The sequence below is a fragment of the Methylobacterium sp. E-046 genome, assembly GCF_022829625.1.
Taxonomy (GTDB): domain Bacteria; phylum Pseudomonadota; class Alphaproteobacteria; order Rhizobiales; family Beijerinckiaceae; genus Methylobacterium; species Methylobacterium longum.
Genome location: NZ_JAKSYP010000252.1, coordinates 95,080 through 114,076, shown reverse-complemented (window position 1 = coordinate 114,076; position 18,997 = coordinate 95,080). Strand labels below are relative to the sequence as shown.

Genomic DNA, 18,997 nt, shown 5'->3' with positions numbered 1-18,997 from the left:
ATGACCGACGCGGTGATCGTTTCGACCGCGCGCACGCCGATCGGCAAGGCCCATCGCGGTGCGCTGAACCTCACCCGCGGTGCCGACCTCGCTGCCCACGCGATCCGCGGCGCCCTGGACCGGGCGCGCCTGGAGCCGGAGGCGGTCGAGGAGGTGGTGCTCGGCTGCGGCTATCCGGAAAACGCCACGGGCGGCAACGTCGCCCGGCACGCGGCGCTGGTGGCGGGGATCCCGGTGGGTTCGGCCGGCGTCACGGTCTCGCGCTTCTGCGCCTCGGGCTTGGAGGCGATCGCCAGCGCGGCCCGGCGGATCATCCTCGACGGCGTGCCGGTGGCGGTGGCCGGCGGCGTCGAGTCGATCAGCCTCGTCCAGCCGAAGGTCCAGCGGGAGCTGACCCGCAACGCGTGGCTGGAGGCGCACCTGCCGGCCATCTACATGCCGATGATTGAGACCGCCGACATCGTGGCCGAGCGGTACGGCGTCTCCCGGGAGGCGCAGGACCGTTTCGCCCTGGAGAGCCAGCGCCGCACTGCGGCGGCACAGGAGCGCGGGCTCTTCGACGACGAGATCGTCCCGATGAGCGCCGTCATGGCGGTGACCGACAAGGCCACCGGCGAGACCCGGGAGGTCGAGACCCGGCTCGCCAAGGACGAGGGCAACCGGCCTGACACGACGCTCGACGGTCTCGCCAAGCTCAAGCCCGTGCGCGGGGAGGGCGCCTCCATCACCGCGGGCAATGCCAGCCAGCTCTCGGACGGGGCCTCGGCCAGCGTGCTGATGTCGGCCGACGAGGCGGCGCGGCGCGGCCTCACGCCGCTCGGCACCTTCCGGGGCTTCGCCTCGGCGGGTTGCGGGCCGGACGAGATGGGCATCGGCCCGGTCTTCGCCGTGCCACGGCTGCTGGAGCGGCAGGGGCTGACGGTCGCCGATATCGACCTGTGGGAGCTGAACGAGGCCTTCGCGTCGCAATCGGTCTATTGCCGCGACACGCTCGGGATCGACCCCGACAAGGTCAACGTCAACGGCGGCGCCATCGCGGTCGGCCACCCGTTCGGAATGTCGGGGGCCCGGCTCGTGGGCCACGCCCTCCTGGAGGGCCGCCGCCGCGGCGCGCGCTATGCCGTGGTGACCATGTGCGTGGCCGGCGGCCAGGGCTGCGCCGGCCTGTTCGAGATCGCCCGGAGCTGAACCGATGGACCTGCGCTTCACCGACGACGAAATCGCGTTCCGCGACGCGGTCCGGACCTTCTGCCGGACGGAGATCCCGGCGGAGATCCGCAAGAAGGTCTCGGAGGGGCGCAGCCTCTCGAAGGAGGACTACGTCACCAGCCAGCGGATCCTCAACGCCAAGGGCTGGGCGGTGCCGCACTGGCCGCAGGAATGGGGCGGCCGGGATTGGACCCCGATCCAGCGCTACATCTACACCGAGGAGCTGTTCCAGGCGGCGGTGCCGCTGCCCCAGCAGTTCAACTGCTACATGTTCGGCCCGGTGCTGGCGACCTTCGGGCGGCAGGACCAGAAGGCGCGCTTCCTGCCCCGCGCCGCCAACCTCGACGATTGGTGGTGCCAGGGCTTCTCCGAGCCCGGCGCCGGCTCCGACCTCGCCTCGCTCAAGACCAAGGCGGTGCGCGACGGCGACCACTACGTCGTGGACGGCCAGAAGACCTGGACCACGCTCGGCCAGCACGCCGACTGGATCTTCTGCCTGGTCCGCACCGATTTCGAGGCCAAGAAGCAGCGCGGCATCTCCTTCCTGCTGATCGACATGAGGACGCCGGGCATCACGGTGCGGCCGATCCTCACCCTCGAGGGGCGGCACGAGGTCAACGAGGTCTTCTTCGATTCCGTCCGGGTGCCCGTGGAGAACCTCGTCGGCGAGGAGAACAGGGGCTGGGACTACGCCAAATTCCTGCTCGCCAACGAGCGCACCGGCATCGCCCGGATCGGCCTCACCAAGGAACGGATCGCCCGGATCAAGCGCCTCGCGCGGGAGATGCCGTCCGGGCCCGGCACGATGTGGGACGACCCGGCCTTCCGCGGCCGCGTCGCCGAGGTGGAGGTCGAGCTGAAGGCGCTGGAGATCACCCAGATGCGGGTGGCCGCCAAGCAGGGCCGGGCGGATTCGGTGGAACCGGATCCGGCCTCCTCGCTCCTCAAGATCCGCGGCTCGCAGCTCCAGCAGGCGGCGACGGAACTGCTGGTGGAGCTCGCCGGGCCCTTCGCGCTGGCGGCGCCCGCGCGCGGGGCAGGGGCCAACAACCTGCCCGGGGGCTTCGACTGGGTCGACGCCGCCGCGCCCAGCTACTTCAACAACCGCAAGGTCTCGATCTACGGCGGCTCGAACGAGATCCAGCACAACGTCATCGCCAAGGGCATTCTGGGGTTGTGAGCGACCGCCTCGTCCCGACCACGTCCTCATCCTGAGGTGCTGCGCAGCAGCCTCGACGGAGGGCTCCCGAGACCGCGGCGAGGTCTGAAAGCCTCCTTCGAGGCCTCCGCCGCGCTCCGGCACTCAGGATGAGGGATCTGGTGGGAGGGCCGGTGCCGGGCGCCCCCGACGATATCCGCGAGGGAACACCATGGATTTCGACCTGAACGAGGACCAGTCGCTCCTGCGCGACAGCGTCGAGCGGCTGGCCGCCGACCTCTACCCGTCCCTGGAGAGCCGGCAGGCGCGGCTCAAGGCGCCCCTGGGCTTCCCCGCGGAGGGCTGGGCGGCCTTCGCCGAACTCGGCGTCGCCGGCCTGCCCTTCTCCGAGGAGGAGGGCGGCCTCGGCGGCGGCCCAGTCGAGACCATGCTGGTCATGGAGGCGGTGGGCCGCAACCTCGTGGTCGAGCCGCTTCTAGCGAGCCTCGTACTGGGCTCGACGGCCCTGCGGCTCGGCGGCAGCGCGGCGCAGAAGGCGCGCTTGGTCCCGGACCTCGTCGCCGGCACCCTGCGCCTGACCCTGGCCCACACCGAGCGCCAGTCCCGCTACGACCTCGCGGACGTGGCCACGACGGCCCGGCGCTCGGGCGACGGCTTCGTGCTCAGCGGCGCCAAGAGCGTCGTGCCCAACGCCGACGCGGCCGGCCTGATGGTGGTCTCCGCCCGGGTGTCCGGGGAGCGGCGCGACGCGCACGGCATCGGCCTGTTCCTGGTCCCCGCCGACGCCGCGGGGGTCGCGGTTGAGGCCTACCCAACCCAGGATGGCGGCCGGGCCGCGGAGGTGTCGTTCTCGGACGTGCAGCTCCCCGGCGACGCGGCCCTCGGCGATCCCGAGGGTGGCCTGCCGCTCCTGGAGCGGGTGGTCGAGCACGGGATCGCGGCGCTGGCCGCCGAGGCGGTCGGCTCCATGGACGCGCTCCACAAGCTGACCGTGGAATACCTCAAGACCCGCAAGCAGTTCGGCGTCAGCGTCGGCTCATTCCAGGCGCTGCAGCACCGGGCGGTGGACATGCTGATCCAGCTGGAGCAGGCCCGCTCGATGGCGCTCTACGCCGCCATGATGGTCGATGCGCCGGATGCGCCGGCCCGGGCCGCGGCCCTCTCGGCCGTGAAGGTTCAGATCAACAAGGCCTGCCGCTACGTCGGCCAGGAGGCCGTCCAGCTCCATGGCGGGATCGGCATGACGCTGGAATATATTGGCGCTCACCACTTCAAGCGGCTCGCCATGATCGAGTACCAGCTCGGCGACACGGCCCACCACCTGCGCCGGATCACGCAGGACGATAACGGGCTGCTGGCGGCCTGAGGGGCCGTCCCACCCGCGGACCCCGTCCTGGGGTGCCGGAGCGCGGTGGGGGCCCGCGAAGGGGACCCCGGAGTCAGCGTCGGAGGCAGCCCCGAGGCGGCGTCCGGACAGCGTCGTGATCACCGGCCGCCCCCCTGCGAGGCCCGCTGCCGCGGGCACCTCAGGATGGGCGCGTGGGAGGGGTGGCCGGGCTCAGTTGAACAGCGAGCCCACCCCGCCCTGCACCCGGCCGAGACCGGCGCGGGCGACGGAGTTGTTGGGATCGATTACGGAGGCGCGCTGGTAGTTCTCCAGCGCCTCCTTGCGCTGGCCCGACTTCTCGTAGGCGAGGCCGCGGTACGCCCAGGAGGTCGCGTCCTTGTTGTTGACGTTGAGGGCCGCGTTGTAGTCCTCGATCGCCTTCGAGTACTGGTTCGTGGCGATCAGGCTCTGGCCGCGGGCCGCGTAGGGTGCGGACTTGAAGGGGTCACGGTCGATGGCGGCGTCGAAATCGGCGATCGCCTGGGTGTCCTGGCTCTGCTTCTGCCGCACGAGGCCGCGGGCATGGTAGGCCTCGGCCGATTCCGGCATCAGCCGGATTGCGACGTTGAGGTCGTTCAGCGCCTGATCGAGGTTACCCTGCGCGCGCTCGACATTGGCGCGGCCGATATACGCGGGGCCGTAATTCGGATCGATGCCGATCGCCTTGGTGAAGTCCTGCAGCGCGGGGCCGTCGCGGCCGACCTGGCGGCTGGCGAGCGCCCGGTTGTTGAACGCCGAAGCCGAGTTCGCGTCGATCTGGATCGCCTTGGTGAAATCCGCGATGGCGTCGTTGAATTGGCCGGCGCGGGCATAGGCGGCGCCGCGGGTGTTGTAGGCCGCCGCATCGTTCGGGTTGCGCTGCACGACCTCGGTCAGCGAGGCGATGTTGACGTTGGTGGCGCCGGTGGTGTCCGTCTCAAGCACCGCGTATTGCCGCGGGCCGGCGGCGCTGCCGACGGTCTCGCAGCCGGCCAGGGCCGCGGCCGAGAGCGCCGCCGCGCCGATCAGTGCAGACTTCCGTGCCAGCCCTTTGCGTACGATCATCGCCCCACTCTCCCCGAGGCGCGGCGCGCCCCGCGCCCACCCCGCCCCCGAATTCCAGTCGCCCACTGCGCGCCGGGCACGCCCGATCCGGGGCACCGTCGCTCATCACAGTGAAGGCCGGCTTAAGAAGCGCCGCGTCGTGAGCCAGCCCGTCCCTCGTCCCGGCAGGACGCCGGCGACGGGGCGAATCGACCGGACGCATTCGGCACCGACCAGGGTCCGGTGGAAGCGGCGGGATGTGGCGAAGGTATGGCCCGCCCGCGTCCCGGCGCCGGGTTCAGGCCTCCGACCCCCGCGCAGCAGCGCGGGTGTGTTCTCCGAGCCGCAGAAACGGGACTCGGTCAGACCCCCAGCCGGGTGACGTGCCCCATCTTGCGCCCGGGCCGGGCCTCGCCCTTGCCGTAGAGGTGCAGATGGGCGCCGGGCTCGGCCAGCAGCGCGGGCCAGTCCTCCACCTGAGCGCCGATTAGGTTGCGCATCTCCACCGGCAGGCCTCCGGTCCGGGCCGGGTCGCCCAGTGGCCAGCCGCAGACGGCGCGCACGTGCTGGGCGAACTGCGAGGTCAGCGCCCCCTCGATGGTCCAGTGGCCGGAATTGTGGACCCGGGGCGCGATCTCGTTGACCACGAGGTGCTCCGCCCCGTCCGTGCGCACCAGGAACATCTCGACGGCGAGCACGCCGACATAGTCCAGCGCGTCGGCGATGCGCTTGGCGATATCGAGGGCGGCGCGGCCGGTCTCCGGGCTCAGGCCCGGCGCCGGCACCCGGGTCAACGCCAGGATGTGGTCGCGGTGTTCGTTCTCGCACAGGTCGAAGGCCGCGAAGCTGCCGTCGCGCGCGCGCGCGCCCACCACCGAGACCTCGCGCTCGAAGGGCACGAAGCCCTCCAGGATCAGCGGCGCGCCGCCGAACTCGGCGAACAGCGCGTTGCGGTCGCCCTCTTCCCGCGCGCGCAGGATGCGCTGGCCCTTGCCGTCGTAGCCGAAGCGGCGGGTCTTGAGCACCGCCGGCAGGCCGATCACCTCGATCGCGCGGTCGAGGTCGTCGGGCGTGTCCACCGCCCGGAACGGCGCCGTGGGGATGCCGAGGCCGTTGATGAAGTCCTTCTCCGACAGGCGGTCCTGCGTGGTGGAGAGCGCCCGCGCGTTCGGGTGCAGGGGGGCGTGGCGCGCCAGGATGTCGGCGGTGGCGTGCGGGATGTTCTCGAACTCGTAGGTGACGACGTCGACGCTGCGGGCGAAGGCCGCGAGCGCCTCGGCATCGTCGTAGGCCGCGCAGGTGGTGCGGGCGGCGACGTCGAAGGCGGGGCTGTCCCGATCGGGCGCGTAGACATGCACCTTGAGCCCGTAATTGGCCGCCGCCAGGGCGATCATGCGCCCGAGCTGCCCGCCGCCGACGATGCCGAGGGTGGAGCTGGGGCCGAGGATCCTGTCCGTCACGCGAGAAACTCGTCCGTCACGATGATGCGTCCGACTCCGGCCGCTCGGCCACCGACGCGGTCTGGGCCGCGCGCCACGCATCGAGGCGTGCGGCGAGGTGCGGGTCGGAGAGCGCCAGCACCGACGCGGCGAGCAGCGCCGCGTTCACCGCCCCGGCCCGGCCGATCGCCAGCGTTCCCACCGGAATGCCGGCCGGCATCTGGACGATGGAGAGCAGGCTGTCCTGGCCCGACAGGGCCTTCGACTCCACCGGCACCCCGAAGACCGGCAGCCGGGTCATCGCGGCCGCCATGCCGGGCAGGTGCGCGGCGCCGCCCGCGCCCGCGATCACGACCTTGAGACCGGCCGCGACCGCGCCCTTGGCGAAGGCCACCAGACGGTCGGGCGTGCGGTGGGCCGACACGATCCGCGCGTCGTAGGGCACGCCGAGCGCGTCCAGCGTCTCGGCGGCGTGCCGCATGGTCGCCCAGTCGGACTGGCTGCCCATGATGATCGCGACCGGAGGCGACGCCATCGTTGATCCCGGCAAAAGAGGGCGCTTACAGGCGGTGCGGGCCGGGGGCAAGGCGGGTTCCGGCGGCGTCCACCGGCATCAGGCGATGATGTCGGGGGTGAGCGCGTCCTCGATGTGGAAGATTCGGTCGCGCAGGGTCAGCTTGCGCTTCTTCAGCCGCTGGATCTGCAGCTGGTCGCCGGCGACGCTGTGCTCCAGCGCCTCGATGGCGCTGTCGAGGTCCCGATGTTCCTCGCGCAGACGGGTAAGCTCACCGTGGAGGTCCGCCTGCGCATTCTCGCCCGACTCGTCCGCCATCGTCACCCGCGGGACCAAGGATCGCTCATCGCCGGAGAGCATGCGTCACGCCCTCCCGCGGGACAAGCCGGCCCGACAAGCATTCACCAAGCTTGACCGGAGAAAAGGCTTCAACTGGTGTGGCATCCTGTGTCAGTCTCAGCGTGTCGAAACGATGACAGGAGATACGACTCATGTCGCTGCAGACGCATCTGAGCCAACTCGCCCGGAAGCATGAAGCCCTCGAGCGCGAGATTCAGGACGCGATCCACAGGCCTTCGGCGAACGACCTCCACATCGCCGAACTGAAGCGACGGAAGCTGCTCCTCAAGGACGAGATCAAGCGGCTGCAGGCCGGCAACAACACGCTGCACTGAGCCCTGGCACGACCGCACGGTTGACATAGTCATGAACACGCCGCCGCATCGGAGACCCCGGTGCGGCGGTTTTGCGTTCGCCCCGGGTCGACGGGAACCGCCTTCGCGGCGCGCCACGTGCCGGGTCCCGGATCCGCTTCCCCCACGGCCTGCCCCCGGCGGGACGGTGGCGCCGCGCCCTGAACCGTCCGGACCCCGGCCGGGGGAACGAGCGCGGCACCCTCAGTCCACGCGATCACTCCACGCGATCGCCGCCGCCACGCGGACGCGTTTGAGCGCCCTCGGGCACAAGACCCGTCTCGCCTGCGCGGAGGAATGCGGTAATCTGGCGGTGCCGCCGGAGAGCGGTCCGCGAGGAAACGCCGAGCCGATGACGACCGTCAGCCTTCCGGGCCGCTACCCCGAGACCTACGAGACGGCCCGCCGCGACCCGGAGACCTTCTGGCTCGACGCGGCCCGGGCGATCGACTGGGCGCAGGCCCCGCGGCGCGCCTTCGCGCCGGAGGCCGGTCCCTATGGCCGCTGGTTCCCGGACGGCACGCTGAACGCCTGCCACAACGCGGTCGACCGCCATGCCGACGGGGCGCGGGCCGAGCAGGTCGCGATCCGCTACGATTCGCCCGTCACCGGCACGAAGCGCGCGATCACCTATCGGGAGTTGCGCGACGAGGTGGCGGTGCTGGCAGCCGTGCTGGCCAACCTCGGTGTCGGCCAGGGCGACCGCGTGATCCTCTACATGCCCATGGTGCCCGAGGCCCTGTTCGGCATGCTGGCCTGCGCCCGGCTCGGCGCGGTCCATTCCGTGGTGTTCGGGGGCTTCGCGGCCAACGAACTCGCCGTGCGGATCGAGGATGCGGCCCCGAAGGTGGTGCTCGCCGCCTCCTGCGGCATCGAACCGAACCGCGTGGTCGCCTACAAGCCGCTCCTCGACGCGGCCATCGCCGCCTCGCGCCACAAGCCCGATGCGTGCCTGATCCTGCAGCGCCCGCAAGGCGCCGCGACCCTCGCGCCGGAGCGGGATCGCGACTGGGCCGAGACCGTGGCGGCGACCCGGTCGGCGGGCCGGCGCGCGGCCTGCGTCCCGGTCGCCGCCACCGACCCGCTCTACGTCCTGTACACCTCGGGCACGACGGGCAAGCCGAAGGGCGTGGTCCGGGACACGGGCGGCTACCTCGTCGCCCTCGCGTGGTCGATGCCGAACCTCTACGGCGTGCAGCCGGGTGAGACCTACTTCTGCGCCTCCGACATCGGCTGGGTGGTGGGCCATTCCTACATCGTCTACGCGCCCCTCCTGCACGGCTGCACCACGGTGCTCTACGAGGGCAAGCCGGTGGGCACGCCCGATGCCGGCGCCTTCTGGCGGGTCGCCGCCGAGTACGGGGTGGCGTGCCTGTTCACCGCGCCGACGGCGCTGCGCGCCATCAAGAAGGAGGATTCCGCGGGCGCCCGGATCGCCGATCACGACCTCTCGGCCTTCCGCAGCCTGTTCCTGGCCGGGGAGCGCGCCGATCCCGACTCCGTCGCCTGGGCCGAGCGGGTGCTGGACCGGCCGGTCATCGACCATTGGTGGCAGACCGAGACCGGCTGGCCGATCGCCGGCAACCCCCTGGGACTCGGCGCCCTGCCGGTCAAGCACGGGAGCACCTGCGTGCCGATGCCGGGCTACCGGGTCGAGGTGCTGGACGAGGGCGGCAAGCCGGTCCCGGCCGGAACGATGGGCACCATCGCGATCCGCCTGCCCCTGCCCCCCGGCTGCCTGCCGACCCTCTGGGGTTCGGACGACCGGATGCGGTCGAGCTACCTCGCCACCTTCCCGGGCTACTACGACACCTCGGATGCCGGGGTGATCGACGCGGACGGCTACATCACGGTCCTGGGGCGGACCGACGACATCATCAACGTCGCGGGCCACCGCCTGTCCACGGGCGGCATGGAGGCGGTGCTGGCGAGCCACCCGGACGTGGCCGAATGCGCGGTGATCGGCATCCGCGACGCGCTGAAGGGGGAGGTGCCCTGCGGCTTCGTGGTGCTCAAGGCCGGCGTGGCCCGGCCGGTCGAGGCGATCGAGCGGGAACTCGTCGCCAAGGTGCGCGACGAGATCGGGCCGGTGGCGGCGTTCAAGCTGGCGCTCACCGTGCCGCGGCTGCCCAAGACCCGCTCGGGCAAGATCCTGCGGGCGACGATGAAGCGCATCGCCGACGACGAGCCCTGGACGATGCCGGCGACGATCGACGACGCCGCGGCCCTCGACGAGATCGGCGAGAGCCTCAAGGGTCGGGGCATCGGCGCCGGCTGACGTCCGGTCCGCCGATGCGGGCTCCGGCGACGGGTCTCCGGGGCCCAGGACCACGGCGCCACGCCCCGTTCACAAGAGCCTTCGACGGGTCTTCCTGAAAGGAGAGGCCTCCCCGCGGGCTTAGGTCGAACGTCTCGGCTCCACGAACGGCGAGAGGCTGGATCGCGACCTGAAGACCGGAGTGGCCCACGCGCCACGTGGTGGGTCGGACGGCGGGTTGGATGGCGTGTCCGGCCCCCTGGTTCCGGCGGGCCGCTTCCGGTCCGGGTCTCCCTCGCCGCCGGGCCATGACGGGGGCGCCCCTCACATCGTGTTCGCCCCCTCGGACGCCGGGACGTCCTTCCTGTATCGCCCGTGGCCGCACCGGGTCGAGGGCGCGAAATGCCCGAGCCGGTCCGCCCGGGAGCCGGGTGCGGCCGCGCGATCATCGATCATCCGACGACCGCCCTCTTGCGTCACAACATCCCAATACCATCTTCAGACCATCCAACCGGATGGCCTGGAGCATCTGACCGATGACCGACAACGTCCACGATCTCCGGCCGAAGGTGCCGGACAGCGAAAAGATCACGGTCAATCTCGGCTTCGTCGATCTCGGGCGGGTCGACCTGATGGTTCGCGACGGCTTCTACGCCAACCGGGCCGACTTCATCCGCACGGCGGTACGCAACCAGCTCGACCGTCAGGACGAGGCGGTTCGGCAGTCGGTGGCGCGGCGCCAGCTCCGCCTGGGCCTCTCGCACTATTCGCGGGCCGCGTTGGAGGCGGCCCGGGATGCGGGGACGCCGCTCACCATCCAGGTCCTCGGGCTCGCAACGATCGCTGCCGACGTCACGCCCGAGCTGGCCAGGGCCGCCATCGCCTCCGTGGAGGTGCTGGGCGCCTTCCAGGCCAGTCCCGCCGTGAAGGCGGCGCTCGCCGACCGGACCACCTGACCGCCCGCACGCCCCTCCGCCCGCCCAACGCCGCACAAGGATCGTCCCCATGTTCCGCTTCCCCAAACTCGACCCGTCCAAACTCGACCTCTCCGCGTTCGGGGTGCCGAAATTCGACCCCCGCGCCTTCGAGGCCGCGGCCGCGCGGACGTCCAAGGCCCGCGGGGCAGGGGACCGGGCGGCCCGGATGCAGGACGCGATGGCGCGGTTCCGCCGCGTCCAGGAGGCCGCCGCCGCGCAGTGGGCTGAGGCACGCCGCACCATGATCGACCGGCCCGACGCCGCCGGCCATCACGGGCCGACCCTCGACATGGAGGCGCCGACGGCGGCCGGCGGTGCCTGGACGGCGCCGGACCGGGCCGGTGGCTCGGAGCCGGGTCCGGACCTGTCGGCGATGATGCGCGCGCTGCGGGATCACCTGCCGAAGGCCCCTCCGGCAGGCCGCGGTCCCGCCGTCGACGTCCCGCCCGGCGCGCGGTTCGAGGAGCGCGTGTTCGCCGAGGCCGCCGGAAGCCGGCGCTACAAGGTCTACGTCCCGAGCGGCTACAGCGGTCAGGCCCTCCCGGTCGTCGTGATGCTGCACGGCTGCACCCAGAATCCCGACGATTTCGCCGCCGGGACCCGGATGAACGCGCTCGCCGAGGAACAGACCTTCCTGGTCGCCTATCCGGAGCAGCCGCAATCGGCGAATCTCCAGCGCTGCTGGAACTGGTTCACGGCGGGCGATCAGGTCCGCGAGGGCGGCGAGCCGGCGCTGATCGCCGGCATCGCGCGGGCGGTCGTGGCGGAATTCTCGGCCGATCCCGGTCTGGTCTACGCGGCTGGACTCTCGGCCGGCGGCGCGGCGGCGGCGATCCTGGCCGCCACCTATCCGGACCTGTTCGCCGCCGTCGGCGTCCATTCCGGGCTCGCCTGCGGAGCGGCCCGCGACATGCCGGGCGCCTTCGCGGCCATGAAGGGGCAGGGCGCGGCGCCGGGGCGCAACCGGCGGACGGTACCCACCATCGTGTTCCACGGTGACGGCGACCGGACCGTGCACCCCGTCAACGGCGATCAGGTGGCCGAGCAGGCTGCACCGGCCCCGGGCCTCGCCGAGGCCGTCACCCGCGGCACGAGCCCGGGCGGCACGGCCTACACCCGGACGGTCCGCAGCGACGCGTCAGGTCGACCACTGCTGGAGCAGTGGGTTCTGCACGGGACCGGCCACGCTTGGTCGGGCGGCAGCCCGGAGGGATCCTACACCGATCCCCGCGGCCCGGATGCCAGCCGCGAGATGATCCGGTTCTTCCTGGCACAGGCTCCGGCGCGCGGCGCCTGACCGCGGCGCGTCCGCCGGCGCGGCGGACGCGCCGCGCCGACACCCCGTCAGTCGGCGTCCGGCGCGTCGCCCTCGTCGTCCAGGCCGGCGGAGGCTGTCGGGTCCGGCGCCGTCAGGTCGGCACCCAGGGCCGGACTGGTCGTGACCGACGCGGGCATGCTCCGCGGAGCGGGCTCGGACGGGATCAGCGTCGCGGTGGCCGCGACGAGGCCGGCGAGCGAGCGCAGGTTCTGGGACTGGCGCGGATCGCGGGAGATCAGCGCGGCGTCCCGCTGGAGGCGGAGGTTGCAGGCCGGCGAGGGTAGGCCGCCCTCCGGCGTGCAGGCGTCGTGGCGGGCACAGGCCGCGTCGAGGGCGTCGATGGGCGGCAGCGGGGCGTTGTTGCCCGGTCCGCAATAGTTGCCGTGGATGAGCACCTTGGGCCCGCCGAACGCGGCCGGCTGAGCGTAGGATGGTGCGGCGAGGGCGGCGCACCCCGCGGCCAGGAGGAACGGGGCGGCAAGTCTCTGGAACATGATGGTGATCTCCGGCGAATTCGCCCCCTCAGGCGGTTCGCAGCGGCTACCGCAATGCGGCAACAGCGCGAAAAACGGTGGGTCGCCGCCGCAAGTTCCCGCGCCCCGCCCGCAGGGCTGACCTGCCGCACCACGCTGGCGGTCGCGACGATCCTGCGCCAGATTGGTCTCAGAGCGCCGGAGCCATCCATGACATCGCCGAAGACCGCCCGCCTGTTCGAGCCGCTGACCCTCGATGGTCTCACCCTCGAGAACCGCATCCTGATCGCGCCGATGTGCCAGTATTCGGCCCGGGACGGCGAGGCCACCGACTGGCACATGATGCATCTCGGCCAGCTCGCCATGTCGGGAGCCGGCCTGCTGACCCTGGAGGCCACCGCGGTCTCCCCGGAGGCGCGGATCACCGCCTGGGATCTCGGCCTCTACAACGACGGCTGCGAGCGGGCGCTCGGCCGCGTGCTCGATGCCGTGCGCGAGTACGCACCGGTGCCGATCTGCATCCAGATCGCCCATGCCGGCCGCAAGGCGTCGAGCGAGGCGCCCTGGGCGGGCGGGCACCAGATCCCGCCGGAGCAGGCCTACGGCTGGCGCACGGAGGCGCCCTCGGCGGTGGCGCACGGGGAGGGCGAGGTCCCGCCCCACGCCCTCGACGCCGCCGACCTGAAGCGCGTCCGCGACCAGTTCGTCGCCACCGCCAAGCGCGCCGTGCGCCTCGGGATCGAGGCCGTGGAGCTGCACGGCGCCCACGGCTACCTGCTCCACCAGTTCCTGTCGCCGATCGCCAACAAGCGGACCGATGCTTACGGGGGCAGCCTCGAGAACCGCATGCGCTTCCCGCTGGAGATCTACGACGCGGTGCGCGACGTCGTGCCGGCGGGCAGCCCCGTGTGGCTGCGCGTCTCGGCCACCGACTGGGTCGAGGACGGCTGGGACCTCGACGAGACCGTCGCGCTGGCCCAGGCCCTCAAGCGCGCGGGCTCGCCCGCGCTCCACGTCTCCACGGGCGGCGTCTCGCCCAAGCAGGCGATCACCCTGGGGCCCGGCTATCAGGTGCCCTACGCCGAGCGGATCAAGGCCGAGACCGGGCTGACCACCATCGCGGTCGGGCTGATCACGGAGGCGCAGCAGGCGGAGACGATCCTGCAGGAGGGCAAGGCCGACGCGATCTCCCTGGCCCGCGCGATGCTGTACGATCCGCGCTGGCCCTGGCACGCGGCGGCCGAACTCGGCGCCGCGGTCCGGGCACCCAAGCAGTACTGGCGCTCGCAGCCGCGCGAGTTCAAGGCGCTGTTCAAGGATACGGCGTTCGGCCAGCGGTGAGGGCTGGTTCGGGCGCGTGCGGGGTCCCCGTCCGACGGCGGCGTTCCATGCGCGCCCTCATCCTGACGCGGCGCAGGGCGGCGGACGCCGCCTTGGAGGCGGCTTCGCGCGCATCTCAGGATGAGGCCGGGATCCGGGGCCGGGCCGGCTGAAGCTCAGCGCGGCAGCACCCCGACGAGCGGCCCGAGCGGCCGGCTGATGTCCGAGCGCTTGAGACCCGGCGCGTAGAGGCTCGACACCGAGCCGTCGAGGAACAGGGCGTTGCGGCAGCCGAGATCGTCCCGGAACAGCCGCGCGAAGGCGCCGAAGGTCACCGGGCGCTCGGAGATCGCGAAGATCGCCACGTGCCCGTCCGCCGGCACGCCGACGCCGTTGCGGATCTTCTGGCTCGGCCCATCCGTCGAGATCTTCGGATGGATCTGGCCGTCGATCACCAGCATCGGGCCGGATTGCGTGGCGTAGTCCGGCCGGATTTTCGCCCGCAGGTAGCGGGCGGTGTCGAGCACCCCCGCCGTCTCGCCCTTCACCCAGAAGACGCCGTTGGGCTTGAGGTGGAAGTTGCCGGGCCCGTCGGCGGTCGAGGCGCGCTTCAATTCGCGGCCATCCTCGACGTAGAGGCCCACCGGCGCCTGGTCCTTGTCGTACATGCCGGCATTCATCGCGAAGCTCAGGCGCCCCCCCTGCGTCTCCGCGAGGGTCCCGAGGGAGCCGTAGGGCCGCCCGTCCGCCTGGAGCCAGAACAGCCGCAGCCGCTGCCGCCGCAGATCGACCGCGCAGACCGTGAAGGTCTCGCCCTGCGCCTCGACGGCCCGGCAGGTCTCCGGAGCGGCCGGCGCGGCGGCCGCGCGGCCCGGCAGGGGCGGCGCGAGGAGCGCGAGGAGCGCGAGGAGCGCGATCAACAGGGCGTGAACGGGACGCATCGTCATCACTCGTTTCGTGCTGCGCGGATCCGCCGGGAAGCGGTCGCCGTGCCGCGTCTCCCTCCGGAAAACGGCGATTTTCGTGTCCGAGGCCGTGCCGGGGCTTGCGGGCCGCGTCAGCGGCGGCGCGCCGCGGCGGCAGGCTGGACCGTTTTGGCCGCTGGCGCGTTTTCTATTCAAGAGGGCGGTATTCCACGGAGACGATGATGAAGGGTGCAGTGCTCGGCTCGGCCCTGCTGGCGGCGGGTGCCCTGGTTCTGGCGCCGGCCAGCGCGGACGCGCGCGGCTTCGGCGGCGGCGGCTTCCACGGCGGCGGTTTCCATGGGGGCGGCTTCGGCGGGTTCCGGGGCGGCGGCTTCGGCGGCTTCCGCGGCGGCGGGTTCGGCGGCGGCTTCCGCGGCGCCGGCTTCCGGCCCGGCGGCTTCGGTTACGGCCGCGGCTTCTACGGTCGCGGCTACGGCTACCGCGGCGGTTACGGTTACGGCCTCGGCGGCCTGGGCCTCGGCGTCGGCCTGGGTCTCGCGGCCGGCGGCCTCTACGGCGGCTACGGCTATCCAGGCTACGGTTACGGCTACGGCGGCGGCTACGCCCCCGTCGGCTACGGCTACGGCGCCGATTACGGCTACGGCGGCGGCTGCTACACGGTCCCGCGGGTGCGCTGGACCCCCTACGGCTACCGCCGCGTGTTGGTCGAGCGCTGCTACTGAGCCGCGACGGCGCAACGAAAAGATCGGGACAGGCCGCCTTCGGGCGGCCTTTTCCTTGCCTGCGTTCCCGCAGCGTCCGATAGCACTGTCTAGGACGCTGATACCGGTATCGAACGGCGGGAGACGGCTATGAGTACGGCAACCGGGCAGGGGACCCCTGGTGTGGAGGCGGTCGAGATCCGCGACGCCAGCCTCGCGGCGTTCTACCGCTCCATGACGCCGCCGGAGCGGCACACCTTCTGGGCCTGCGCCGCCGGCTGGTGCCTCGACGGCATGGACTTCATGATCTACCCGCTGGTGATCGGGACGATCATGGCCCTCTGGCACGTGGATTCCGGCACGGCCGGGCTCGCCGCCACGGTGACGCTGCTGGCCTCCGCGCTCGGCGGCTGGCTCGCGGGCTTCATCGCCGACCGCATCGGCCGGGTGCTGACCCTGCAGATCACCATCCTGTGGTTCTCAGTGTTCTCCCTGCTCTGCGCCTTCGTGCAGAATTTCGAGCAGCTCCTCGTCGCGCGGGCGATCCTGGGCCTCGGCTTCGGCGGCGAGTGGGCGGCCGGCGCCGTGCTGATCGGCGAGACCATCCGGGCGGAGTATCGCGGCCGGGCGGTCGGCTCCGTCCAGTCCGGCTGGGCGATCGGCTGGGGGCTCGCGGTCCTGTCGCAGGCGGTGCTGTTCTCGATCCTGCCGCCCGAGACGGCGTGGCGCTGGATGTTCGCGGTGGGCGCGCTCCCGGCCCTGCTGATCTTCTACCTGCGCCGCTACGTCGAGGAGCCGCAGGTCGCCGCCGAGACCCGGGCGCGCGCCGCCGCCACGGGCGACCGGCCGCAGATCTGGGAGATCTTCTCCGGGCCGATCCTGAAGACCACGCTGCTGGCCTCCCTGGCGGCGGCGGGCTGCCAGGGCGGCTACTACGCGATCACCACCTGGGTGCCCCGCTTCCTCACCACCGAGCGCCACCTGTCGATCGTCTCCTCGACCGGCTACCTCGCGGCGCTGATCGTCGGCTCGTTCGCCGGCTACCTCGTGGGCGCCTGGCTCGCCGATCGCCTCGGGCGGCGGCCGCTGTTCCTGATCTTCTCGCTGGGCGCCATCGCGGTGGTCATCGCCTACACGCAGATCCCGCTCTCGAACGGCGTGCTGTGGGTGCTGGGCTTCCCGCTCGGCTTCTTCGCCTCCGGCTATTTCTCCGGGATGGGCGCGTTCCTGACTGAACTGTACCCAACGCGCCTGCGCGGCTCGGGGCAGGGATTCTGCTACAATTTCGGCCGCGGCATCGGCGCCCTGTTCCCCGCCCTGGTCGGCTACCTCGCGGAGCGCGCCGGCCTCGCCTCGGCCATCGCGATCTTCGCGGCCCTCGCCTACGGGATCTTCTTCGTGGCGGCCTTCGCGCTGCCGGAGACCCGCGGCCGGGTCCTGCACGCGGACACCTGATCATGCCCGAGATCCGCGACTGCCCCGCCCCGGACCCACATCCGGGCGGCCCGACCCGCTACGCCGTACCGGCCGGCGCGGTCGACACCCACGCCCACGTGATCGGCCTGCCGCCCGACTACCCGCTGGTGCCGGACCGCAGCTACACGCCCCCGGCGGCCCCGGCCGAGCGCTATCTCGCGATGCTCGACGGGACCGGCATGGCCAACGGCGTGCTGGTCCAGGTCAGCGTCCACGGCACCGACAACCGGCTGATGGTGGAGACCTTGCGCGCCAACCGGCAGCGCCTGCGCGGCATCGCGGTGATCCCGCTGGGCCTGCCCGACGCGGAGCTCGCCGCCCTCAAGGAGGCCGGGGTGGTCGGCCTGCGCCTCAACGTGCTGTTCGGCGGCGGGGTCGGGCTGGATGCGGTCGAGGCCTACGGGGCGCTCGCCCGCGAGATGGGCTGGCACCTCCAGTTCCTGCTCGACGCCCGGGATCTGCCGCCCATCGCCGGCCGCCTCGCGCGGCTGCCGGTGCCGCTGGTCTTCGACCATATGGGCCACATGCCGACCTCCGCGGGCGTCGACCACCCGGGTTTCCAGGCGCTCCTCGGCCTCGTCGCCGACGGCAACTGGGTGAAGCTGTCCGGCGCCTTCCGGGACTCGGTGACCGGACCGCCTTACGCCGACACGATTCCCTTCGCCCGCGCCCTCAACGACGCCGCGCCCGAGCGCTGCCTCTGGGGCTCGGACTGGCCGCACGTGGCCGCCTGGGACGGGCCGCCCCGGACCACGATGCTCCTCGACCTGATGGCCGATTGGGTGCCGGACGCGGACCGGCGCAGGTTGGTCTTCGTCGACAACCCGCGGCGGCTCTACGGATTCGGGGCTGGTGCGTGAAGGCGTACGGGCATGGCGACTGATCGTCCCGACAGGTCGACGAAGTCGGGGATCGATCCCGCCGTCTTTCCGACGCTCCCACGGTGCTCTCGACATCGCAATTCAACTTGCATTTGATCGAGGCCGATTTCCAAGTGAAGCCGCCGCTGCCCCGATTTGGCGGCCGGGGCAGGCCGCAGAGCCGGAAGCGTCTCCTGCACTGCGGACGTGCCTCACCCGAACACGTGGCCGCCGTTGATCCGCAGGCCGACCGGGTGACCCGCGGCGTAGCGGACGCCATCGAAATTTTCCACGGCAAGCACCCGCCCCTCGGCGTCCACCACCTCGATCCGCTGGCGTCCCTGCGTCCGGTAGGAGCTGCGCACGGTGCCGGAGAGATGCGCGGCGTCCGGCTCGGCGAGCTGCAGCTGCCACGGCCGGACGTAGAGCTTGACCGGGCCGATCACCCCGGGCGGCGCCGCCACCGGTGTCTCCCGGCCGCGCACCCGCACCCGGCCGCCCTCGGCGATCGCCTCGACCTCGACGGAATCGCCCAGGAACTTCATCACCGTGGCGGAGGCCGGGTTCTCCTGCACCTCGTCGGGGGTGCCGACCTGCTCCAGCCGGCCCCGGTCGAGGACGGCGACGCGGTCCGACAGCTCCAGAGCCTCGTCCTGGTCGTGGGTCACGAAGATCGTGGTCTGCCCGGTGCGGTCGTGGATCTCCCGCAGCCAGCGGCGCAGGTCCTTGCGCACCTGGGCGTCGAGGGCGCCGAAGGGCTCGTCGAGCAGCAGCACCCGCGGCTCGACGGCGAGCGCCCGGGCGAGTGCCACCCGCTGGCGCTGGCCGCCCGAGAGCTGTGACGGGTAGCGGTCGCCGAAGCCCGAGAGGCGGATCAGGTCGAGCAGGTCGCCGACCCGGCGCTTGACCTCGGCCTTGGCCGGGCGGTCGGCCCGGCGACGCGCGCTCAGCCCGTACGCGATGTTGTCGGCCACGCTCATGTGCTTGAACAGGGCGTAGTGCTGGAACACGAAGCCCACCGCCCGCTCCTGGACGGGCAGGCCGGTGGCGTCGTCGCCGCCGAACAGGATGCGGCCCCGGTCCGGCGCGTCGAGCCCGGCGATGATCCGGAGCAGCGTCGTCTTGCCCGAGCCCGAGGGGCCGAGCAGTCCGATCAGCTCGCCCGCCCGCACGTCGAGGGAGAGATCGTGCAGCACCGCCGCCGTGTCGAAGGTCTTCGAGACGGCCTCGATCCGGATCGCCGTGGAGGGGCGGTCCAAGGGCCCG

Annotated in this window: 18 protein-coding genes; 11 read left to right on the top strand and 7 right to left on the bottom strand. The window is 72.2% G+C overall.

Annotation, left to right across the window (positions count from 1 at the left end; genetic code table 11):
* The 3 genes from MKK82_RS27760 to MKK82_RS27750 all read left to right on the top strand — a co-directional run bounded on the left by MKK82_RS27760 (nt 1) and on the right by MKK82_RS27750 (nt 3,734).
* Complete coding sequence (locus tag MKK82_RS27760; RefSeq protein WP_238286171.1) at nt 1-1,188, top strand: acetyl-CoA C-acyltransferase; 1,188 nt, start codon at nt 1-3, stop codon at nt 1,186-1,188.
* A 4-nt stretch (nt 1,189-1,192) separates the two neighbouring features.
* Nucleotides 1,193-2,389: an acyl-CoA dehydrogenase family protein gene (locus MKK82_RS27755; protein WP_238286172.1), complete on the top strand. Its 1,197-nt coding sequence runs from the start codon at nt 1,193-1,195 to the stop codon at nt 2,387-2,389.
* A 190-nt stretch (nt 2,390-2,579) separates the two neighbouring features.
* Nucleotides 2,580-3,734 carry an acyl-CoA dehydrogenase family protein gene (locus MKK82_RS27750; protein WP_238286173.1) on the top strand — a complete coding sequence of 385 codons (1,155 nt, stop codon included), beginning with the start codon at nt 2,580-2,582 and terminating at the stop codon, nt 3,732-3,734.
* Between the two features lie 192 nt (nt 3,735-3,926).
* Here the strand turns inward: MKK82_RS27750 and MKK82_RS27745 are convergent, their stop codons facing one another.
* The 4 genes from MKK82_RS27745 to MKK82_RS27730 form a co-directional block, all read right to left on the bottom strand.
* Complete coding sequence (locus tag MKK82_RS27745; protein ID WP_238286174.1) at nt 3,927-4,799, bottom strand: tetratricopeptide repeat protein; 873 nt, start codon at nt 4,797-4,799, stop codon at nt 3,927-3,929.
* Nucleotides 4,800-5,140: 341 nt separating this feature from the next.
* Entirely contained in the window at nt 5,141-6,238 is a 1,098-nt protein-coding gene (locus MKK82_RS27740; protein WP_243987492.1) for a 5-(carboxyamino)imidazole ribonucleotide synthase, read from the bottom strand.
* A gap of 16 nt (nt 6,239-6,254) precedes the next feature.
* Nucleotides 6,255-6,752 carry a 5-(carboxyamino)imidazole ribonucleotide mutase gene (purE, locus tag MKK82_RS27735; RefSeq protein ID WP_238286176.1) on the bottom strand — a complete coding sequence of 166 codons (498 nt, stop codon included), beginning with the start codon at nt 6,750-6,752 and terminating at the stop codon, nt 6,255-6,257.
* Between the two features lie 78 nt (nt 6,753-6,830).
* Nucleotides 6,831-7,091, bottom strand: a complete 261-nt coding sequence (locus tag MKK82_RS27730) for a YdcH family protein (protein ID WP_238286177.1) — start codon at nt 7,089-7,091, stop codon at nt 6,831-6,833.
* Nucleotides 7,092-7,222: 131 nt separating this feature from the next.
* Between MKK82_RS27730 and MKK82_RS27725 the strand changes: the two genes are divergently transcribed.
* The 4 genes from MKK82_RS27725 to MKK82_RS27710 all read left to right on the top strand — a co-directional run bounded on the left by MKK82_RS27725 (nt 7,223) and on the right by MKK82_RS27710 (nt 11,954).
* Complete coding sequence (locus MKK82_RS27725; protein ID WP_238286178.1) at nt 7,223-7,405, top strand: YdcH family protein; 183 nt, start codon at nt 7,223-7,225, stop codon at nt 7,403-7,405.
* Nucleotides 7,406-7,775: 370 nt separating this feature from the next.
* Complete coding sequence (locus tag MKK82_RS27720) at nt 7,776-9,701, top strand: propionyl-CoA synthetase (protein WP_238286180.1); 1,926 nt, start codon at nt 7,776-7,778, stop codon at nt 9,699-9,701.
* 515 nt (nt 9,702-10,216) lie between these two features.
* Entirely contained in the window at nt 10,217-10,636 is a 420-nt protein-coding gene (locus tag MKK82_RS27715) for a CopG family transcriptional regulator (protein ID WP_238286181.1), read from the top strand.
* 49 nt (nt 10,637-10,685) lie between these two features.
* Nucleotides 10,686-11,954: an alpha/beta hydrolase family esterase gene (locus tag MKK82_RS27710; RefSeq protein ID WP_238286182.1), complete on the top strand. Its 1,269-nt coding sequence runs from the start codon at nt 10,686-10,688 to the stop codon at nt 11,952-11,954.
* Nucleotides 11,955-12,001: 47 nt separating this feature from the next.
* Here the strand turns inward: MKK82_RS27710 and MKK82_RS27705 are convergent, their stop codons facing one another.
* Nucleotides 12,002-12,469 (bottom strand): hypothetical protein, encoded by a 468-nt coding sequence (locus MKK82_RS27705; protein ID WP_238286183.1) that lies wholly within the window; start codon nt 12,467-12,469, stop codon nt 12,002-12,004.
* A gap of 189 nt (nt 12,470-12,658) precedes the next feature.
* Between MKK82_RS27705 and MKK82_RS27700 the strand changes: the two genes are divergently transcribed.
* Nucleotides 12,659-13,789: an NADH:flavin oxidoreductase/NADH oxidase gene (locus MKK82_RS27700; protein WP_238286184.1), complete on the top strand. Its 1,131-nt coding sequence runs from the start codon at nt 12,659-12,661 to the stop codon at nt 13,787-13,789.
* A gap of 155 nt (nt 13,790-13,944) precedes the next feature.
* On the opposite strand, the gene MKK82_RS27695 is transcribed toward MKK82_RS27700, so the two are convergent.
* Nucleotides 13,945-14,715: a phosphodiester glycosidase family protein gene (locus tag MKK82_RS27695; protein ID WP_238286185.1), complete on the bottom strand. Its 771-nt coding sequence runs from the start codon at nt 14,713-14,715 to the stop codon at nt 13,945-13,947.
* A gap of 200 nt (nt 14,716-14,915) precedes the next feature.
* On the opposite strand from MKK82_RS27695, the gene MKK82_RS27690 reads away from it, so the two are divergent.
* The 3 genes from MKK82_RS27690 to MKK82_RS27680 all read left to right on the top strand — a co-directional run bounded on the left by MKK82_RS27690 (nt 14,916) and on the right by MKK82_RS27680 (nt 17,731).
* Complete coding sequence (locus MKK82_RS27690) at nt 14,916-15,416, top strand: hypothetical protein (RefSeq protein WP_238286292.1); 501 nt, start codon at nt 14,916-14,918, stop codon at nt 15,414-15,416.
* 129 nt (nt 15,417-15,545) lie between these two features.
* Nucleotides 15,546-16,850 (top strand): MFS transporter, encoded by a 1,305-nt coding sequence (locus tag MKK82_RS27685; RefSeq protein ID WP_238286186.1) that lies wholly within the window; start codon nt 15,546-15,548, stop codon nt 16,848-16,850.
* 2 nt (nt 16,851-16,852) lie between these two features.
* A complete protein-coding gene (locus MKK82_RS27680) occupies nt 16,853-17,731 on the top strand; it encodes an amidohydrolase family protein (RefSeq protein ID WP_238286188.1) in 879 nt (292 codons plus the stop codon).
* A 212-nt stretch (nt 17,732-17,943) separates the two neighbouring features.
* On the opposite strand, the gene MKK82_RS27675 is transcribed toward MKK82_RS27680, so the two are convergent.
* Nucleotides 17,944-18,990, bottom strand: a complete 1,047-nt coding sequence (locus MKK82_RS27675) for a sulfate/molybdate ABC transporter ATP-binding protein (protein ID WP_279603312.1) — start codon at nt 18,988-18,990, stop codon at nt 17,944-17,946.
* Nucleotides 18,991-18,997: the final 7 nt, after the last annotated feature.

Bases quoted from the DNA above. Each gene is read 5' to 3' on its own strand.
- MKK82_RS27760 (WP_238286171.1), top strand. From the start codon at position 1: ATGACCGACGCGGTGATCGTTTCGACCGCGCGCACGCCGATCGGCAAG.
- MKK82_RS27755 (WP_238286172.1), top strand. From the start codon at position 1,193: ATGGACCTGCGCTTCACCGACGACGAAATCGCGTTCCGCGACGCGGTC.
- MKK82_RS27750 (WP_238286173.1), top strand. From the start codon at position 2,580: ATGGATTTCGACCTGAACGAGGACCAGTCGCTCCTGCGCGACAGCGTC.
- MKK82_RS27745 (WP_238286174.1), bottom strand. From the start codon at position 4,799: ATGATCGTACGCAAAGGGCTGGCACGGAAGTCTGCACTGATCGGCGCG.
- purE (WP_238286176.1), bottom strand. From the start codon at position 6,752: ATGGCGTCGCCTCCGGTCGCGATCATCATGGGCAGCCAGTCCGACTGG.
- MKK82_RS27730 (WP_238286177.1), bottom strand. From the start codon at position 7,091: ATGCTCTCCGGCGATGAGCGATCCTTGGTCCCGCGGGTGACGATGGCG.
- MKK82_RS27725 (WP_238286178.1), top strand. From the start codon at position 7,223: ATGTCGCTGCAGACGCATCTGAGCCAACTCGCCCGGAAGCATGAAGCC.
- MKK82_RS27720 (WP_238286180.1), top strand. From the start codon at position 7,776: ATGACGACCGTCAGCCTTCCGGGCCGCTACCCCGAGACCTACGAGACG.
- MKK82_RS27715 (WP_238286181.1), top strand. From the start codon at position 10,217: ATGACCGACAACGTCCACGATCTCCGGCCGAAGGTGCCGGACAGCGAA.
- MKK82_RS27710 (WP_238286182.1), top strand. From the start codon at position 10,686: ATGTTCCGCTTCCCCAAACTCGACCCGTCCAAACTCGACCTCTCCGCG.
- MKK82_RS27705 (WP_238286183.1), bottom strand. From the start codon at position 12,469: ATGTTCCAGAGACTTGCCGCCCCGTTCCTCCTGGCCGCGGGGTGCGCC.
- MKK82_RS27700 (WP_238286184.1), top strand. From the start codon at position 12,659: ATGACATCGCCGAAGACCGCCCGCCTGTTCGAGCCGCTGACCCTCGAT.
- MKK82_RS27695 (WP_238286185.1), bottom strand. From the start codon at position 14,715: ATGACGATGCGTCCCGTTCACGCCCTGTTGATCGCGCTCCTCGCGCTC.
- MKK82_RS27690 (WP_238286292.1), top strand. From the start codon at position 14,916: ATGAAGGGTGCAGTGCTCGGCTCGGCCCTGCTGGCGGCGGGTGCCCTG.
- MKK82_RS27685 (WP_238286186.1), top strand. From the start codon at position 15,546: ATGAGTACGGCAACCGGGCAGGGGACCCCTGGTGTGGAGGCGGTCGAG.
- MKK82_RS27680 (WP_238286188.1), top strand. From the start codon at position 16,853: ATGCCCGAGATCCGCGACTGCCCCGCCCCGGACCCACATCCGGGCGGC.